General features: G+C 70.5%; 14 protein-coding genes. 6 read left to right on the plus strand and 8 right to left on the minus strand.

Features of this window, described 5'->3' with window-relative positions; translation table 11 throughout:
• Positions 1 to 33: 33 nt before the first annotated feature.
• The gene (locus BMW85_RS21680; protein ID WP_091084201.1) at positions 34 to 1,137 is read left to right on the plus strand and encodes an exo-beta-N-acetylmuramidase NamZ family protein; all 1,104 of its coding nucleotides are present in this window, start codon (positions 34 to 36) and stop codon (positions 1,135 to 1,137) included.
• 2 nt (positions 1,138 to 1,139) lie between these two features.
• Here BMW85_RS21680 and BMW85_RS21685 read toward each other — a convergent pair whose 3' ends face one another.
• From BMW85_RS21685 to BMW85_RS21720, 8 genes are all read right to left on the minus strand, one after another.
• Positions 1,140 to 2,012, minus strand: a complete 873-nt coding sequence (locus BMW85_RS21685; protein WP_091084204.1) for a GNAT family N-acetyltransferase — start codon at positions 2,010 to 2,012, stop codon at positions 1,140 to 1,142.
• Positions 2,012 to 3,022: an ABC transporter ATP-binding protein gene (locus BMW85_RS21690; protein WP_091084207.1), complete on the minus strand. Its 1,011-nt coding sequence runs from the start codon at positions 3,020 to 3,022 to the stop codon at positions 2,012 to 2,014. The genes BMW85_RS21685 and BMW85_RS21690 overlap by 1 nt, the downstream gene beginning before the upstream one ends.
• Positions 3,019 to 4,032 carry an ABC transporter ATP-binding protein gene (locus BMW85_RS21695; protein ID WP_245774988.1) on the minus strand — a complete coding sequence of 338 codons (1,014 nt, stop codon included), beginning with the start codon at positions 4,030 to 4,032 and terminating at the stop codon, positions 3,019 to 3,021. The genes BMW85_RS21690 and BMW85_RS21695 overlap by 4 nt, the downstream gene beginning before the upstream one ends.
• A gap of 5 nt (positions 4,033 to 4,037) precedes the next feature.
• The gene (locus BMW85_RS21700; protein ID WP_091084211.1) at positions 4,038 to 4,943 is read right to left on the minus strand and encodes an ABC transporter permease; all 906 of its coding nucleotides are present in this window, start codon (positions 4,941 to 4,943) and stop codon (positions 4,038 to 4,040) included.
• A complete protein-coding gene (locus tag BMW85_RS21705; RefSeq protein WP_091084213.1) occupies positions 4,940 to 5,947 on the minus strand; it encodes an ABC transporter permease in 1,008 nt (335 codons plus the stop codon). Before BMW85_RS21705 ends, BMW85_RS21700 begins: the two co-directional genes overlap by 4 nt.
• 3 nt (positions 5,948 to 5,950) lie before the next feature.
• On the minus strand, positions 5,951 to 7,786 hold the full coding sequence (locus BMW85_RS21710) for an ABC transporter substrate-binding protein (RefSeq protein WP_245774989.1): 1,836 nt from the start codon (positions 7,784 to 7,786) through the stop codon (positions 5,951 to 5,953).
• 145 nt (positions 7,787 to 7,931) lie between these two features.
• The gene (locus BMW85_RS21715) at positions 7,932 to 8,897 is read right to left on the minus strand and encodes a zinc-dependent alcohol dehydrogenase family protein (RefSeq protein WP_091084216.1); all 966 of its coding nucleotides are present in this window, start codon (positions 8,895 to 8,897) and stop codon (positions 7,932 to 7,934) included.
• Between the two features lie 78 nt (positions 8,898 to 8,975).
• Entirely contained in the window at positions 8,976 to 10,169 is a 1,194-nt protein-coding gene (locus BMW85_RS21720; RefSeq protein ID WP_091084217.1) for a M20 metallopeptidase family protein, read from the minus strand.
• A 59-nt stretch (positions 10,170 to 10,228) separates the two neighbouring features.
• Here BMW85_RS21720 and BMW85_RS21725 point away from each other — a divergent pair, with 59 nt between their 5' ends.
• The 5 genes from BMW85_RS21725 to BMW85_RS21745 all read left to right on the plus strand — a co-directional run bounded on the left by BMW85_RS21725 (position 10,229) and on the right by BMW85_RS21745 (position 14,044).
• On the plus strand, positions 10,229 to 11,008 hold the full coding sequence (locus BMW85_RS21725; RefSeq protein WP_091084219.1) for an HAD-IIA family hydrolase: 780 nt from the start codon (positions 10,229 to 10,231) through the stop codon (positions 11,006 to 11,008).
• A gap of 43 nt (positions 11,009 to 11,051) precedes the next feature.
• On the plus strand, positions 11,052 to 11,678 hold the full coding sequence (locus tag BMW85_RS21730) for a hypothetical protein (protein ID WP_091084221.1): 627 nt from the start codon (positions 11,052 to 11,054) through the stop codon (positions 11,676 to 11,678).
• Between the two features lie 131 nt (positions 11,679 to 11,809).
• Positions 11,810 to 12,376: a hypothetical protein gene (locus BMW85_RS21735; protein ID WP_143082361.1), complete on the plus strand. Its 567-nt coding sequence runs from the start codon at positions 11,810 to 11,812 to the stop codon at positions 12,374 to 12,376.
• 187 nt (positions 12,377 to 12,563) lie between these two features.
• On the plus strand, positions 12,564 to 12,962 hold the full coding sequence (locus BMW85_RS21740) for a hypothetical protein (protein ID WP_143082362.1): 399 nt from the start codon (positions 12,564 to 12,566) through the stop codon (positions 12,960 to 12,962).
• Positions 12,963 to 13,117: 155 nt separating this feature from the next.
• Positions 13,118 to 14,044 carry an acyl-ACP desaturase gene (locus BMW85_RS21745; RefSeq protein WP_342743431.1) on the plus strand — a complete coding sequence of 309 codons (927 nt, stop codon included), beginning with the start codon at positions 13,118 to 13,120 and terminating at the stop codon, positions 14,042 to 14,044.
• The last annotated feature ends 81 nt before the right edge of the window (positions 14,045 to 14,125 follow it).

Consider the following 14,125-nt stretch of genomic DNA (forward strand, 5'->3'; position numbering starts at 1 on the left):
CCTCTTGTAAATATCTTTCAGCACAATGGCTCCATGACTCTTGTGCGTACCGGCGCCGAACGGCTTTCCGAAGATCCCGCGCTCGCGGGAGGTACCCGCCTCGGCCTCGTCACGAACCCCACCGGCGTGCTGCCCGACCTGACCCCCACGGCGGAGGCGCTGCTGGCCGCCGGGGCCCCCGTGACCGCCCTGTTCGGCCCCGAGCACGGGCTGCACGGCACCGCCCAGGCCGACGGGGCCGAGGCCGACGGCGTGGACGAGCGGACCGGGCTGCCGGTGCACAACACGTACAAGCTGGCCGGTGCGGAGCTGGACGCGGCGGTCGCCGCCGCCGGCGTGGACACGCTCGTCTTCGACATCGCCGACGTGGGCAGCCGCTTCTACACCTACGTCTGGACGATGTACGACCTGCTCGCCTCGGCGTCCCGGCTGGGCCTGCGGTTCGTGGTGCTGGACCGGCCCAACCCGCTCGGCGGCACGGTCGCCGAGGGCCCCCTGCTCGACCCCGCGTACGCCAGCTTCGTCGGCCGCCACCCCATCCCCGTGCGGCACGCGCTGACGGCGGGCGAGCTGGCCGGGCGGTTCGGCTTCGACGTGGACCTGACCGTCGTGGAGATGACCGGCTGGCGGCGCGACACGCCGTGGGAGGCGACCGGGCTGCCCTGGGTGATGCCCTCGGTCAACATGCCGACCCCCGACACCGCCCTCGTCTACCCCGGCACCTGCCTGTTCGAGGGCACGAACTTCTCCGAGGGGCGCGGCACGACCCGGCCCTTCGAGCTGATCGGCGCGCCGTACGTGGACGGCCGGTTCGCCCCGGCGCTCGACGCGCTCGGCCTGCCCGGCGTGCGCTTCCGCGAGGTGCGCTTCACCCCGACCTTCCACAAGCACGCCGGGACCCCCGTCCGCGGCGTACAGCTCCACGTGCACGACCGCGAGGCGTTCCGTCCGGTGCTGACCGGTGTGTCGATGCTGCACGTGGCCCGCACCCTCTACCCGGACGACCTGCGCCTGCTGCCGGGCCTGGACCACCTGTGGGGGTCCGGCGAGCTGACCCGGCGGCTGGAGGCCGGCGAGGACCCGCGCGAGCTGTGCCCGCCGCCGGGAACCCCTTCGGGACCGCTGCTCTACGGCTGACATCACGCCAGGGCGCGCCGGTAGAGCCAGAAGACCCGCTCCGCCCGCGCGCCCACGGCCCGCGAGTAGAACCGCAACGGCCCGACCCACCCGATCTGGGCGTCCGCCTGCCCGGCGGCCCGCTGCTCGGCCAGGCACCTGCGCAGCAGCACCCGGCCCAGCCCGAGCCCTCGCGCGGCCGGCGCGGTGCCCATCGGGCCGAACCAGGACGGCCGAGCCCCCCACGCGGCGAACGCCAGGATCTCCCCGTCGCGCTCGGCGAAGTGCAGCCCGGTGGCGTTGGCCGCCTCCCAGGCCCACCGCTCGTTCCAGTGGCCGGCGACGAACGCCGCCACCCGCTCCCGCTCGTCACCGGCGGCCGCGCGCACGGCGACCCCCGCCTGCTCCAGCCGGACCAGGTCGGCCTCGACCGACAGGTCGCCGGCGCCCAGGTCGGCCGTCATGTTCCAGGCCACGTGGTAGCGCTCGTAGCCGAGGCTCTCCGCCAGGCAGGCGGCGGCGGTGTAGCGCACGTCGATGCCGGGCCAGGCGTAGCAGGGCGGGTTGCCGGCCCAGCGGGCCTCCCGCGCGCCCCGCTCGCGCAGCCAGTCCTCGGCCGCGCCCACCAGCGCACGGCCGCGTCCCTCGCCGCGCGCCGACGGGTGCACGGCGAGCAGGTCGAGATGCCCGGCCCCCGGATCCTTCTCCGACAGGGACGCCATCACCACGCCGCCGTCCACCGCGAGCGCGGTCCACGTACGGCCTGGTGGCGGCGCGGCCAGCCGCCGGACCAGCGCGGCCCCCTCCCCGGGGTCGCAGGTCAGCGCGTCCCCGGCGATCCTGGCCGCCTCCGCCAGGTCCGCCGCGTCCGCGATCGGCCGCGCCTCGAAGGCCATCACACCTCACTCATCGGGCGCGCGATCACGCTGCGCCGCTCGGGGTAGAAGCACGCGTGCTCCTGCGGGACGCCCTCGGTGAGCTGCAGCAGCGGCCGCTCGTCGGCGCACCGCTCGCCCTGGAACGGGCACCGGCGGGCGAACAGGCAGCCCTCGTCGGACTGGCTCTCGTCCAGCGAGGACAGCGGCGTCACCGGCTCCTCGCCCGGCCGCTCCAGCCCGTGCAGCACCGGGATGGCCGACAGCAGCGACTGCGTGTACGGATGCACCGGATCGGCGATGACCGTGTCCACGGGGCCGCGCTCGACGACCTGACCGCGGTAGATGACGTACAGCTCGCCGTCGTCGCCGATGTAGCGGGCGGTGGCCACGTCGTGCGTGATGAACAGCACGCTGACGCCGAGCCGCTCGCGCAGGTCCTTCAGCAGCGCCAGGATGCCGAGCCGGAGCGAGACGTCGATCATCGACACCGCCTCGTCGGCCACCAGCATCTCCGGGTCCACCGTGAGGGCCCGCGCGATGACCACCCGCTGCCGCATGCCGCCCGAGAGCTGGTGCGGGTAGCGCCCCAGCACCGTGCCCGGGTCCAGGCCGACCAGCGAGAGCACCTCGGCCGCCCGCTCCTCGATCCACGCCGCCGACCGGCCGGTCTGCTTGGCGCGCAGGCTCAGCGGCGCGTACAGCGTCTGGTGGATGGTCCGGGTCGGGTTGAGCGCCGAGTACGGGTCCTGGTGGATCATCTGGATCTTGCGGAAGTGCGGCTGGCGCTGCTTGGGCCGCAGCGGCGTCATCGGCACGTCGTCGATGACGATCTCGCCCTCGTCGTAGCTCTCCAGCCCCGCGATGATGCGCCCCAGCGTGGTCTTGCCGCAGCCGGACTCCCCGATGAACGAGGCCGCCCCGCCCTTCGGGATCGAGAAGTCCACGCCGCGCAGCGCCCGCACCTCGCGGGCGCCGAGCACCTTGCCGCGCTGCTTGAACGTCTTGACGACGCCGGTCCCGGTGATCACGCGTGCTCCTTCGTCGCGACGGTCGTGGACGCCGACGCGCTGTTCACGGCGTGGCAGGCCACCAGGCGCGGGCCGTCGGCGACGGGCTCCGGGTCCACGGTGTCGCACACGTCCATGCGCAGCTCGCAGCGCTCCCTGAACACGCACCCTTCCTTCGGCACGGTCACCAGCGTCGGCGGCCGGCCGGGCAGCGCCCGCGCCTCGTCGATGTCGCCGGTCAGCCGGGGGATGGCCTGGATCAGGCCCCGCGTGTACGGATGCCGCGGCGCCCCCAGCACCTCCCGCGTCGGCCCCTGCTCGACCAGGCGGCCGCCGTACATGACGGCCAGCCGGTCGGCCACCTCGGCCACCACGCCGATGTCGTGCGTGATGACCAGCGTGGTCAGCCCGCGCTCGGCGTGCACCTCGCGCACGATGCGCAGGATGTTGGCCTGCGTGATCATGTCGAGGGCGGTCGTCGGCTCGTCCAGCACGACCAGGTGGGCGTTGAGCACCAGCGCCAGCATGATGCCGACGCGCTGGCGCATGCCGCCCGACAGCTCGTGCTGGTGCGAGTCGAGCACCCTGGCGCCGTCCAGCCCCATGCGGCCGAGCAGCTCCTTGGCCTCTCGCACCAGGCCGCGGAGGTCGTCCACGCCGTGCGAGCGGCCCAGGTCGAGCAGTTGCTTGCCGACCGTCTTGAGCGGGTTGAGGGAGTTCTGGGCGGCCTGGAAGACGTAGCCGATGTGCTTGCCGCGGGCCTTGCGCAGCTCCTCGCCGCGCAGCCCGACGACGTCGCCGAGCCCGTCGATCTCGACGCTGCCGCCCGCGATCCTGCCGGGCGGCTGCACCGCGTTCAGCAGCGACAGCGCCAGCGTGGACTTGCCGGAGCCGGACTCGCCGACGATGCCGGTGATCGAGCCGGGCTCCAGCGTCAGCGTCACGCCACGGACGGCGGGCAGCTCTCCCGCGGGGGTCTTGTAGACGACGGTCAGTCCGTCGATGCGCACTCCCGGCGCTTGGTTGCTCACCCTCACTACTCCTCGCGCAGCCGGGGGTTGAAGATCTCGTCCATCGCGTCCACGACGAGCACGATGGCCAGCGTCAGCAGCAGGATCGCCATCAGCGGCCCGAGCAGGTAGCCGAGCGCGTTCGGGGTGATCAGCGCGCCCGCCTGGAACACGGCCAGGTTGAGCATCACGCCCCAGTTGTCCGACTCGTACGGCAGCACGCCCAGGAAGAACAGGCCCACCTGCGAGTAGACCGCGCCGGTCACCGAGATGAGCATGTTCATCGCGATGTACGGCGCCATGCTCGGCAGCAGCTCCTTGCCGATGATGTGCGTCGTGGACAGCCCGAGCCCGCGCGCCGCCTCGATGAAGCCGCGCTCGCGCAGCGACAGCGTCTGCGAGCGCACCGCCCGCGCCACGCCGCCCCAGCCCAGCAGGCCGAGCACCAGGCCCATCTGCCACGGGCTGCCGAAGCGCCACACGGTGGCCAGCACCAGCAGCAGCGGCAGGCCGGGGATGGTGAGCTTCATGTCGGTCAGCCGCATGAGCACGGTGTCCCAGCGGCCCCGCTTGAAGCCGGAGAACAGGCCGATCGAGGTGCCGACGACGACCGTGATGACCGCGGTGATCGCGGCGGTCAGCAGCACGTACCGGGAGCCGGTGATGACCAGCGCGAGCACGTCGCGGCCCTGCGGGTCGGTGCCGAGCCAGTGCTCCCAGCTCGGCGGCCGCGTGATCGCGGCCGGGTCGTTGGGCAGCGGGTCGGGCAGCAGCATCGGCCCGACGACCGCCATGACGACGAACCCGGCCAGGATGACCACGCCGACCAGGCGGCTCGGCTTGCGCCGCATCACCCGCCACACGCCCCGCCAGAAGTTGCGGCGCAGGGTCGAGGCGGCCGATCCGGTCTCGGGGATGAGCGTCGCGCTCACGAAACCTCCTCCCCGCTGCGCACCCGCGGGTCGATGACCGTGTAGAAGAGGTCGGCGACGATGTTGGCGAGGATGGTGCCGACGGTGATGAGCAGGAACGCGCCGCCCATCAGAGCGTAGTCCCGTTCGGTGACGGCGCCGATGAGCAGCCAGCCGAGCCCGGGATAGTTGAAGATCTTCTCGATGAAGACCGCGCCGCCGAGCAGCAGGCCCAGCGACAGGGCCAGCATGGTGAACAGCGGCAGGATCGCGTTGCGCGCGATGTAGCGGAAGACGATCGAGCGCTTCATCCCGCGCAGCTCGGCGGCCAGGATGAAGTCGTCGCCGAGCACGGTGACCACCGACGACTTCATCGCCAGGATCCAGCCGCCGTACGCCGACAGGGCATAGGTGAGCACCGGCAACAGGGCGTGCTCGACGAGCGAGCCGAGGTAGCCGGCGTTCCAGCCGGGCTCGTACAGGATGTCCACCGAGCCGTCCGCGGGCAGGACCCCGAGGAGCGTCGAGAAGATCATCACGACGAGCAGCGCCAGCACGTACTGCGGGACGCCGTGCAGCAGCGAGCCCGAGATGGACAGGGCGTCGCCGAGCTTGCCGCTGCGCTTGACGGCGGCGTACACGCCGAGGATGATCCCGACGAGGAAGCTCAGCAGCGTGCCGGCCAGCACCGGTAGAACGGTCCACTTGGCCGCGTCGGTCAGCACGTCGAGCACCGGGGTGCCGGGCCTGGTGACCGAGACGCCGAGGTCGAGCCGGAACAGCCCGGCCATGAAGTCGGTGTACTGCTGCCACAGGCTGCCGTCGGGCTGGAAGCCGTAGAGCACCTTGACGGCCTGCCGGGCCGCCTCCGGGGCCATGCCGCCCTCGACCAGCTTCTCGTAGCGGGCGGCCATCGGGTCGCCCGGGATGTTGTTGACGATGAAGAAGCTGATCGTCGCGACTACGAGGATCATGACGAACCCGCGGGCCAGGTGGCCCGCGAGTCGCCGTGCGATGAGCGTCATAGGCTACTGCTTCGCCTTGATCAGACCTTGCTGGATCCACACGCCCGAGGGCAGGACACCGGTGCCCATCCGCAGGATGGAGTCGTCGTGCGGCCAGCCGGTGAAGCGGCTGTTGTTGACGAACTGGGTGTTGACGTAGTCCCAGAGCTGGATGACCGGGAGGTCCTGGTTGGCGGCCTGGGCGAGCTGGGCCATGATCGGCTTGGCGGCCTCCTCGTCGGAGGAGTTCAGCTTGGCGGTCAGCTCACCGGGGTTGATCTTCTCGCCGCCGACCTCGATCTCCTCGGGGCCGCCCATCCAGTTGCCGTTCTTGCCGGGCGCGGAGTGCTGCACCTTGCCGGCCACGTTGGCCCAGCCGTTGGAGGCGCCGTAGAGGCGCTGGAAGATGTCGTACGGCGCGGGGCCGAGCGCCATCAGCCAGAAGCCGACGTCGTACTTGCCGGCGTTCAGCTCCTCCAGGTAGAGCGGGTAGTCGGCGGTCGTCACGACCTCGGCGTCCACGCCGGCCTTGACGAGCTGGCTCTTGATGTTCTCCTGCGCCGACAGCCAGTCGGAGAAGCCGGCGGGCGCGTGCATGGAGACCTTCCACGCCGAGCCGTCGGCCAGCGCCCACTTGCCGTCCTTCTTGGTCAGGCCGGCCTTCTTGAACTCCTCCTCGGCCTTGGCCGCGTCCACCTTGTACGGCTCCAGCGACGGCAGCGTGTCCGGGATCCAGGCCTGGGCTGCCTTCTGGTGGATGCCGCTCGTGGTGGCGGCGGCGGTGCCGCCCTCGGGCGAGGCGACCTGCGTGACCTGCTCGCGGTCGATGAGGTAGGCCAGGCCGCGGCGCACGTGCACGTTGTCGTACGGCTTCTTGGACTGGTTGAAGGCCATGCCCACCGCGACCGGCGAGTAGCCCTTGATGACCTCGTTGCCGTTGGCCTGCTTGATCCGGTTCATCACGTCGGTCGGCGCCGCGGTGAAGCCCGCGTGGTCGAGCTTGCCGGCGATGAGGTAGTTCCAGATCTGCTCGTTGCCGGTGTAGTTGAGGAACTTCACCTGCGACGGGGCCACGTTCGCGGCGTTGAAGAAGTACTTGTTCTTGACCAGCAGCGCCTCGGAGGGGTTCACCCGCTCCAGCACGAACGGGCCGGCGGAGACGTCCTTCTCCGGCGCGAAGGCGATGACCTTCTCGCCCAGGCCGGTGACCTCCTCGCGGGCCTTCTCGGCGTCGGCGCCCTCACCGCGGGCGGCCTTCAGCTTGTCCCAGAAGTCGGCCGGCAGCACACTGCTCCACACGTGGGAGGGCAGTACGGTGGTGTCGAGGACACCGCGCGCGAACTTCGGACTGGGGTTGGCCATGTCCTGCGTGATCTTGACCGTCTGCGGGTCCACCACGGTCACCTCGGCGGCCGCGCCCGCGGCGCCGGGGGTGACGGAGAAGGCCGTGCTGCCCTGCGTGTAGGCGATGCCGATGGACATCTTCACGTCCTCGGCGGTGACGGGCTTGCCGTCGGACCACTTGGCGTTCGGCTGCAGCTTCAGCGTGATCGCCGAGTTGTCGGGGGCGATCTCCCAGCTGGCCGCGATGCCGGGGAGTGCCTGGTTGGGGTCGGTGAGGTGGTTCTTGACCCAGCCGAGCTTCATGGAGCTGTAGCCCGGGAAGGAGTTGCCTTTGGGGTTGTACGGGTTGGCCGGGGCGGATGCCTCCAGGCCCGGCCGGTTGACGTCGATGGTGGTGAACAGGCCACCACCGCCACCGCCCGCCGCGTCGCCGGACTTGTTGGTCGAACCACCGCTGCACGCCGCTGTCGCGGCGGCAAGGCCCAGCAACGTCACTACCGCTGCCAGTCGCTTCATTTGCCGCTCCGGGGGATGTCTCAAGGGATTGACCGGACCCTACGGTCGCCTCCGGAAGGCGTCAATAATCTCCAGAGACTGTGAGGTTAATGTAACTTTCCTTCATCACTGTACAGAGTGACGCTAAGCGCCATCAAGTAAAGCTTTAAGCGACGACCAGCACCGCCGCGCCGTTGACCTGGTCGTTCGCCAGATCCGCCAGCGCTCGGGCGGCGGCCTCCAAGGGGTAGGGCACCGTCGCGACGCGCGGCGGATGCGCCGTCGCCAGCTCCAGATAAGCCCGCCCGTCGGCCCGCGTGTTGGCCGTCACGCTGCGCACCGTGCGCTCCTGGAACAGGTGCCGCTCGTAGTTCAGCGACGGGATGTCGGTCAGATGGATCCCCGCGATCGCCAGCGTGCCGCCCCGGTCCAGCGCCTCCAGCGCCGGTGGCACGAGCTCGCCCACCGGCGCGAACAGGATGGCCGCGTCCAGCGGCTCCGGCGGCCGGTCGCCCGCCGAGGCCGCGCCCAGCTCCAGCGCCAGCCGGCGCGAGGCCGCCGACCTGGTCACCGCGTGCACCGTCGCGCCCCGCGCGATCGCCGCCTGCGCCGTCAGGTGCGCCGAGGCGCCGAAGCCGTAGATGCCGAGCCGCCCGCCCGGCGGCAGGTCGCAGCGGGCCAGCGCCCGGTAGCCGATGATCCCCGCGCACAGCAGCGGCGCCAGCCGCTCGGCGGGCACGTCGTCCGGCAGGTCGTAGACGTAGTCCTCGGGCGCCGTCACGTACTCGGCGAAGCCGCCGTCGGCGTCCCAGCCCGTGTAGGTGGAGGAGGGGCACAGGTTCTCCATGCCCCGGCGGCAGTAGCGGCACGTGCCGCAGGTCGAGCGGAGCCAGGCCACGCCTACCCGGCGCCCGGTGCCCTCGACCCGGCCGACCACCTGGTGGCCAGGAGTGGTGCGCGGGCGGCGGGGCGGCAGGTCGCCCTCGGCCAGGTGCAGGTCGGTCCGGCATACGCCGCACGCCTCCACCCGCACCAGCACCTCGCCGGGGCCCGGCTCGGGGACGTCCCGCTCGACCAGCTCCAGCGGGCCGGACGCGATCGGTCCCGGCTCGCGCACCACCCACGCTCTCATGCCACGCCACCTCCTCCTGCGGTGTTACCTCCTCAGGCGGCGTTCACTCCCGCTTTCGGGCGGCGTTCGCTCGCGCTCTCAGACGGCGGCGAGGCGCGTGGCCGCGAGTGAGGCGTAGAGCGCGGCGCCGTCCGTGAGCACCGCGTCGTCGAAGCGCGCCTCGGGGGAATGGTTGTAGGGGGCGGTGGCCGGGTCCAGCTCGGGCGGGCACGCGCCCAGGAACACGAACGCCCCCGGCACCCGCTCCAGCACGTACGAGAAGTCCTCCGACCCCATCACCGGCTGCGGGGCGACGAAGTAGCGCCCCGCGCCGAACAGCTCGTCGGCCGTCCTGCCCACGAACCCGGCCTCGTCCTGGTCGTTGACCGTCACCGGATAGCCCATACCGAACGACGTCTCGGCCGTCATGCCGTGCGCCGCCGCGATGCCCTCGACCAGCTCCACCAGCCGCCGCTTGACCAGCTTCCTGTTCTCCTTGCTGAACGTGCGCACCGTCGCCTCGAACCGGGCCTCGTCGGGGATCACGTTGTCGGCCGAGCCGCCGTGGAAGCTGCCCACCGTCACCACCACCGGGTCGAACACGTCGAACGTCCGCGTCACCATCGTCTGCAGCGCGGTCACCATCGCGCAGCCCGCCTGGATCGGGTCCAGCGCCCGGTGCGGGCTCGACCCGTGCCCGCCCCGGCCCTTGACCGTCACGCAGAACACGTCCGCCGCCGCCATGATCGGCCCCGGCCGGGAGGCGAACAGCGCGTTCGGCAACATCGACGACACCACGTGCATCCCGTACGCGGCCACGGGCCGCTCGCCCGCCGCCTCCAGCACGCCCTCCTCGATCATGTACTTGGCGCCCTCGTGGCCCTCCTCGCCCGGCTGGAACATGAAGATCACGTCACCGGCCAGCTCCTCGCGCCGCGCGCTCAGCAGGTGCGCCGCGCCCGCCAGCATCGTGGTGTGCAGGTCGTGGCCGCAGGCGTGCATCTGGCCGGGCAACTGGGAGACGTAGGGCAGATCGTTCTTCTCCGTCACCGGCAGCGCGTCCATGTCGCCCCGCAGCAGCACCGCGGGGCCCGGCCTGCCGCCGCGCAGCACGGCCGTCACCGAGCTGAGCGCCGCGCCGGTCCTGATCTCCAGTGGCAGCCCGTCCAGCGCCGCCAGCACCTTTTCCTGGGTGCGGGGGAGGTGGAGGCCGAGCTCCGGCGTGGTGTGCAGGGAGTGCCTGAGCTGTACGAGTTCGTCCCGCATGTCCTGTGCGGATTCCAAGAACGACATGACGACATTGTTCACGTACCGGCACGGAAGTCGACAAGATACGTCGGTACGATGGCCGGGTGACTCAGCGTAAGCGGATCGACTCCTGGCTGTCCGACATGGACGGCGTCCTCGTCCACGAGGGGCGGCCGGTGCCCGGGGCCGCCGAATTCATCAAGCGGCTCAGCGAATCCGGCAAGAAGTTCCGGGTGCTCACCAACAACTCGATCTACACGCAGCGCGACCTGTCCGTACGCCTGGCCGGGGCCGGGCTGACCGTGCCCGCCGAGTCCATCTGGACCTCCGCCCTCGCCACCGCGCAGTTCCTCGACGACCAGCGGCCGGGCGGGTCGGCGTACGTCATCGGCGAGGCCGGGCTCACCACCGCCCTGCACGAGGTCGGCTACATCCTCACCGACCTCGACCCCGACTACGTCGTGCTCGGCGAGACCCGCACCTACAGCTTCACCCAGATCACCCGCGCCATCCGGCTCATCGAGAACGGCGCCCGCTTCATCGCCACCAACCCCGACCCCATCGGGCCGTCCACCGAGGGCTCCCTCCCGGCCTGCGGCGCCGTCGCCGCCCTCATCACCAAGGCCACCGGCGTCGCCCCCTACTTCGTCGGCAAGCCCAACCCCCGCATGATGCGCAGCGCGCTCAACGACATCGAGGCGCACAGCGAGACCACCGCGATGATCGGCGACCGCATGGACACCGACATCGTCTCCGGCATGGAGGCGGGCCTCTACACGATCCTCGTGCTCACCGGCGTCATGCAGCGCGACCAGATCGACCGCTACCCCTACCGGCCATCCCTCATCGTCGACTCGGTCGCCGACCTCATCGACCTCGTCTGAACCTGACCGATCCCGACAGGTACGCCTGGCAGGCTATGACGCCATGAACCGCGTTCACCTGGAGATCGGGCGGAAGAAGATGTTCGCCTGCTCGCTCGACTGGCCCGGCTGGGCCCGCGTCGACAAGAGCGAGGAGGCGGCCCTGGAACGCCTGATGGACTACGAAGCCCGCTACCGCGTCGTCGCCGACCGGGCCGGCGTGCCGTTCCAGCCGGGGGAGCCGGAGGTGGTGGTCAGCGTGCCTGGCGACACCTCCACCGACTTCGGCGTCCCCGCGGTCGTCGTACCCGGCCTGGACCTGGAGCCGCTGCCCGCCGCCGACGCCGCGCGCCAGGTCGCGCTGATGCGCGCCGCCTGGGACCTGTTCGACGAGGTCGCGGGGAACGCCCCCGAGGAACTGCGCAAGGGCCCGCGTGGCGGCGGGCGCGACCGCGACCGGATCGTGAGCCACGTGGTGGACGCCGAACGTGCCTTCGCCCGCAAGGTTGATGTCCGGCACAAGCCGTACAAGTCGGTCGCCGACCGCGACGCCCTGCGCCAGGAACTCGCCGCCACCCTGTCATCCGCCTGGCAGCCACCCTCCACCACCGCCTGGCCACCCCGCTACGCGCTGCGGCGCATCATTTGGCACGTCCTCGACCACGTATGGGAGATCGAGGACCGGAGGTAGATCAGAATCTACTACTCAACGTCGCGACCCGCCCACTCTGTGCAATCATCGCCTGGCGCAGAAAGGGACCTGGCTAAACTACGTAACCAGGTCCCGCCAGTCACTGTAGGCAATTGGAGGGGCTCGTGTACGTGGAATTCGAGATCGACGGCCTGAAGCGGCGGGTCGGTGACATCGAGCAGTTCCTGAAGACCGGGGGCATCGTGACGGACCACACCAAGGAGCTCGACCGGCACCTCAAGCTCTTCGAACGCGTCGACACCCGCACCGAGAAGATGCAGAAGGACATCACGCACCTCCGCCAGGACGTGACGACGATGCAGGGCGACATCACCCACCTCCAGGCCGACGTCACGCACCTCCGCCAGGACGTGACGACCATGCAGGGCGACATCACCCGCCTCCAGGGCGATGTGACGACGATGCAGGGCGACATCACCCGCCTGCAAGGGGACGTTGCTGAGATCAAGGGCGAGGTGTCCGAGCTTCGAGCCACTGTCACGAGCCTGGACGCGAGGGTCACCAACCTGGATGCGAAGGTCACTCACCTCGATTCGAAGGTCACTCACCTGGATGCGAAGGTGACCCACCTGGATGAGAAGGTGACTCACCTCGATTCGAAGGTGACCCACCTGGATGAGAAGGTGACGAAGCTGGACTCCAAGGTGGATCTGATCCTGGAGAAGTTGAGCGCGTAAGTGCGGTGGGCCCCCGGCCAATGGGCCGGGGGCTCCAGCATGTTCGGCGCGACACGCCTGATGTGGGCAAAGCCGGTCTCGCAGGGGGGTCGCACTGGCTACGATCGTCACGGAAAGCGACCGACCGGACACGAGATCGCGAAGGAGAAGGCGGGCGTGTGTGGATGTGCAGACGGAGATTCTCGGCTTGAAGCTCCGTGTTGAGGACCTGGAGGCGGACCGCGACATGTCAGGTGGCCAGGCGGCGGCCCGGCAGGCGGAGCTGCTGCGCGAGATCAACGAACGGACTCGGCACCTCCAGAAGGAGATAGCCGCCCTCCGCGGCCGCATCGGCGAGGTCTGCCTGGAGATGGGCCAGGACCTCGCGGCCCTGCAGACCGAGGTCGAGGGCGTCCGCCGCGCGATGGGCCCGTCGTTCGCCCGGGTGACCAGGGGCTGTGGCGGCGACGCCGAGCTGCGGGCCGGCCTGGCCGAGGGGCTCGCCGGGGTGCGGGCAGAGATGGCCCAGGAGTTCGAGTCCGTACGTTCGGAGATGGTCGACCTCGGCATCAAGCTCGACAGGTTACTGGCCCGGGAGGACGACTGAACCGGACCGGGCCGGGCAAGGCAGGCATGGACACAATGGACATCGTGCACAAAAAGTCGCACCGAGTCATAGACGCCCACACTCTTTGACCGGTAGGTCCTTCAGGTAGCCTAACCTACGGTACCGTAACCTGAAGGAGAAGATCATATATGGCGATGACTCAGACGGAGCTGCTGCACGAGCTCGAGCCCGTCGTGGCCGGCGAGCTGGACCGCCACGACAAGATGGCCAAAGAGTGGTTCCCGCACGAGTACATCCCGTGGAGCGAAGGCCGTGACTTCGACGGCGTCTACGGGGGCGAGGCGTGGCAGGAGAGCGACTCGAAGATCCCCGAGGCCGCACGTGTCTCCCTCATCGTCAACCTCCTCACCGAGGACAACCTGCCCAGCTACCACCACGAGATCGCCACCACGTTCGGCCGCGACGGCGCGTGGGGCACCTGGGTGCACCGCTGGACGGCCGAGGAGGACCGGCACGGCACCGCCATCCGCGACTACCTCACCGTGACCCGCGCGGTCGATCCCGTCGCGCTGGAGCGGGCCCGCATGCAGCACATGGAGCAGGGCTTCGCCACCGAATACGGCACCATGCTCCAGCAGCTCGCCTACGTCTCCTTCCAGGAGCTCGCGACCCGCATCTCCCACCGCAACACCGGCAGGGCCTCCGGCGACGAGGGCTGCGAGCGCCTGCTCGCCCGCATCGCCGCCGACGAGAACCTCCACATGCTCTTCTACCGCAACCTGCTCAAGGCGGCCTTCGAGCTCGACCCGGGCCAGACCATGCGCGCGGTGACCGACGTCGTCACGACGTTCCAGATGCCCGGCCAGGGCATGGAGGGCTTCACCCGCAAGGCCCTCATCATCGCCAACGAGGGCATCTACGACCTGCGCCTGCACCTCGACGACGTGCTGATGCCGGTGCTGCGCCAGTGGTCGGTGTTCGACAAGACCGGGCTCGGCCCCGAGGGGGAGGCCGCCCGCGAGGAGCTGGCCGCGTTCCTGGCCAGGACCGAGGCGACGGCCGCCAGGTTCGTCGAGCGCCGGGAGGAGCGCCGCGCCCGCGCCGCTGCCCGCCTCGGCTGACGGACGTTCCGGGGACGGCCGTTCCGGGAACGGCCAGCCCGTGATGAGGAGCGCGGGCCGGACGTGCCATGATCCTGCCCC

Source organism: Nonomuraea wenchangensis (assembly GCF_900111685.1).
GTDB classification, from domain to species: Bacteria; Actinomycetota; Actinomycetes; order Streptosporangiales; family Streptosporangiaceae; genus Nonomuraea; species Nonomuraea wenchangensis.

What these genes read in the sequence shown, in the direction of transcription:
- BMW85_RS21680 (WP_091084201.1), top strand. Translation starts at nt 34, where the DNA reads ATGACTCTTGTGCGTACCGGCGCCGAACGGCTTTCCGAAGATCCCGCG.
- BMW85_RS21705 (WP_091084213.1), bottom strand. Translation starts at nt 5,947, where the DNA reads ATGACGCTCATCGCACGGCGACTCGCGGGCCACCTGGCCCGCGGGTTC.
- BMW85_RS21715 (WP_091084216.1), bottom strand. Translation starts at nt 8,897, where the DNA reads ATGAGAGCGTGGGTGGTGCGCGAGCCGGGACCGATCGCGTCCGGCCCG.
- BMW85_RS21710 (WP_245774989.1), bottom strand. Translation starts at nt 7,786, where the DNA reads ATGAAGCGACTGGCAGCGGTAGTGACGTTGCTGGGCCTTGCCGCCGCG.
- BMW85_RS21720 (WP_091084217.1), bottom strand. Translation starts at nt 10,169, where the DNA reads ATGTCGTTCTTGGAATCCGCACAGGACATGCGGGACGAACTCGTACAG.
- BMW85_RS21730 (WP_091084221.1), top strand. Translation starts at nt 11,052, where the DNA reads ATGAACCGCGTTCACCTGGAGATCGGGCGGAAGAAGATGTTCGCCTGC.
- BMW85_RS21745 (WP_342743431.1), top strand. Translation starts at nt 13,118, where the DNA reads ATGACTCAGACGGAGCTGCTGCACGAGCTCGAGCCCGTCGTGGCCGGC.
- BMW85_RS21685 (WP_091084204.1), bottom strand. Translation starts at nt 2,012, where the DNA reads ATGGCCTTCGAGGCGCGGCCGATCGCGGACGCGGCGGACCTGGCGGAG.